This is a genomic window from Nocardioides sp., from assembly GCF_004803405.1.
In the GTDB taxonomy this organism is placed as follows: domain Bacteria; phylum Actinomycetota; class Actinomycetes; order Propionibacteriales; family Nocardioidaceae; genus Nocardioides; species Nocardioides vastitatis.
In genome coordinates, this window is record NZ_SSXI01000032.1 from 1 (window position 1) to 2,550 (window position 2,550).

The following is a 2,550-nucleotide window of genomic DNA, read 5'->3' on the forward strand; positions in this document are numbered from 1 at the left end:
ACTTGCCGCCCGGTCCGGCGCACTGGTCGAGCCATCGCTCGTCACGGCCCTCGACGCGAGCGCTCGCCAGCGCGAGGGCCACCAGCTGCGAGCCCTCGTCCTGGACGCCGGCCCGACCTTCGGCCACGGCCGGCACGGACGCCGGGTCCCCGCTCTCGAGCACCACGCCGTACGGCGAGTACGGCGTCGGCGTGCCCGGGAGCTCCTCGCGCGTGGAGCGTCCGGGGCGGGCGACCAGGGTGACACGTGGGGGCACGTTGTCGGCGGCGAGAAGGTCGGGCAGCTCCTCGCCGACCACGATCTCCAGCTCGTCGACGACCCAGCGCGGGTGGCTGTGCACGACGGCGAGGTGACCGTTGCGGTCCTCGGCCGGGTCCGGCGCGACCTCGGCGAGCCAGCCGTCCAGGTCCCGGGAGCCGACCGTGCGCAGCACCGCGTTGGCGAAGCCGGCCGCACCGATGCCGACCTTCGTGCGGACCAGGCCCACCGTGGTGTCGATCGCCGCGTGCGCCGGGACCCGCATCCCGAGCAGCTGATGGACGCCCAAGCGCAACGCGTCGAGGACCGCGGACTCGACCTTGCGCAGCGGTCGGTCGATGCAGGCGGTGAGGACGGCGTCGTAGGTCCCCTGGCGCCGGATGGTCCCTGCGGCGAGCTCGGTGGCGAACGCCGCGTCCCGCCCGTCGAGGCCGTGCTTGGCGAGCACGGCGGGCAGCACCAGGTTGGTGTAGCCGCCTTCCGTGCGGACCATGCGCAGCACCTCCAGCGCGGCGGCGCGTGCGGGATCCGCCGGACGCGGGGGCCGTCCCGTCCGCCGTCGCGACCCGGACGACCCGGACGATCTTGACGACCCGGACGACCCGGACGACCTGGTCACTCGAAGCTCGCCGCCTCGGGGAGCCGGACGCCGCGGGCCCAGTCGGCCGCGGCCATCTGCTTCTTGCCGAAGGCTTTGAGCTCGCCGAGCCGGACGGGTGTCGTGGCCGTGCCGACGAGGACCTCGTTCTTGCCGACCCGGATCGCCCCGGGCGACAGGTCGGACTTCGGGTCGCCGGGTGTGCCGGGCACCGGCTGGACCGGGCCCAGCTTCACCCGCTCGCCGCCGAGGGTGGTCCAGGCGCCCGGGCCGGGCGTGCAGGCACGGATCCGGCGGTCCACCCCGACGGCCGGCTCGGCCCAGTCCACCCGGGCGTCCTCGACCGTGATCTTGGGCGCCAGGCTGACCCCGTCCACGGGCTGCTGACGCGCCTCGAGCGAGCCGTCCTCGATGCCGTCGAGCGTGGCCACGAGCAGTCCGGACCCACCCTCGGCAAGCCGAGCGAGCAGGTCGCCGGCGGTGTCGGTGGGTCGGACCCGTTCCGTCATCACCCCGAACATCGGCCCCGCGTCGAGCGCCTCGACGATCCGGAACGTCGTTGCGCCCGTGACCTCGTCGCCGGCCCAGATCGCGTGCTGTACCGGAGCGGCGCCGCGCCAGGCAGGCAGCACCGAGAAGTGCAGGTTGACCCAGCCGTGCGGCGGGATGTCCAGCGCGCTGCGCGGGATGAGGGCGCCGTAGGCCACCACCGGACAGCAGTCAGGTGCCAGCTCGCGCAGCGCCTCGTGGAACTCCGGCTCCCGTGGGTGGCTGGGCTTGAGCACCGGCAGCCCGAGCTCCTCGGCCCGCAGCGCGACCGGGCTGGGGGCGAGCCTGCGGCCGCGGCCGGACGGTGCGTCCGGCCGGGTGACCACGCCGACCAGCTCGTGGCGAGACTCGGCGATCGCGTCGAGCGCTGGGATGGCGACCTCGGGTGTTCCGGCGAAGACGACCCTCACAGGCCGAACCCGCCGGTGGCGTGTGGGGACACCTTGATCGTCGGCCTCTCGAGGCCGAACCACTCCGACTCCCGGATCTCACGCATCGCCGCCTTGCGGGCTTCCGGGTCGAGACGGTCGATGAACAGGATGCCGTCGAGGTGGTCGGTCTCGTGCTGGATGGCGCGGGCGAGGAGCTCCGAGCCCTCGATGGTCACCGGGTCGCCGTGCATGTTGAACCCGGAGGCCACCACGGAGAGGGCGCGCCGGCAGTCGTAGGTGAGCTCGGGCAGCGACAGGCAGCCCTCCGGACCGTCTTGGATCTCCTCCGAGAGCCTCAGCTGCGGGTTGATCAGGTGACCCGCCTCGCCCTCGACGTACCACGTGAAGACCCGCAGACCGACCCCGATCTGCGGCGCGGCGAGACCGGCGCCGGGCGCCGCGAGCATGGTGTCGGTGAGATCGGTGACCAGCTGGCGCAGCTCCGCATCGAAGTCGACGACCTCGATCGCGGGCTTGCGCAGGATCGGGTCGCCGAAGAGGCGGATGGGTCGGATGGCCACGCTGCGAGTCTAGTGAGAGCGGGCGTGCTCACAGTTCGGGCGGGTCGACCTGAACTCGGACCGGCTCCATCTTGCGGGCGGACCGCAGCCGCTGCGCCTCCGCCAGCGCTCGGGCGAGTGCGGCCCCCTGGGCGCGGGGCACCCGGACGACGAGCCGCTCCTCGTCGGCCTCCTCGGCGGGCAGCGGTCCCAG

3 protein-coding genes are annotated in these 2,550 nt (G+C 73.8%); all 3 read right to left on the bottom strand.

The window, feature by feature from the left end:
- Positions 1-751: transcription antitermination factor NusB (locus E7Z54_RS02250; RefSeq protein WP_276606193.1), on the bottom strand; the 751-nt coding region annotated here is incomplete at its 3' end.
- A gap of 122 nt (positions 752-873) precedes the next feature.
- Positions 874-1,815 carry a methionyl-tRNA formyltransferase gene (fmt, locus tag E7Z54_RS02255; protein ID WP_136431388.1) on the bottom strand — a complete coding sequence of 314 codons (942 nt, stop codon included), beginning with the start codon at positions 1,813-1,815 and terminating at the stop codon, positions 874-876.
- On the bottom strand, positions 1,812-2,357 hold the full coding sequence (gene def, locus E7Z54_RS02260; protein WP_136431389.1) for a peptide deformylase: 546 nt from the start codon (positions 2,355-2,357) through the stop codon (positions 1,812-1,814). The genes fmt and def overlap by 4 nt, the downstream gene beginning before the upstream one ends.
- Between the last annotated feature and the right edge of the window lie 193 nt (positions 2,358-2,550).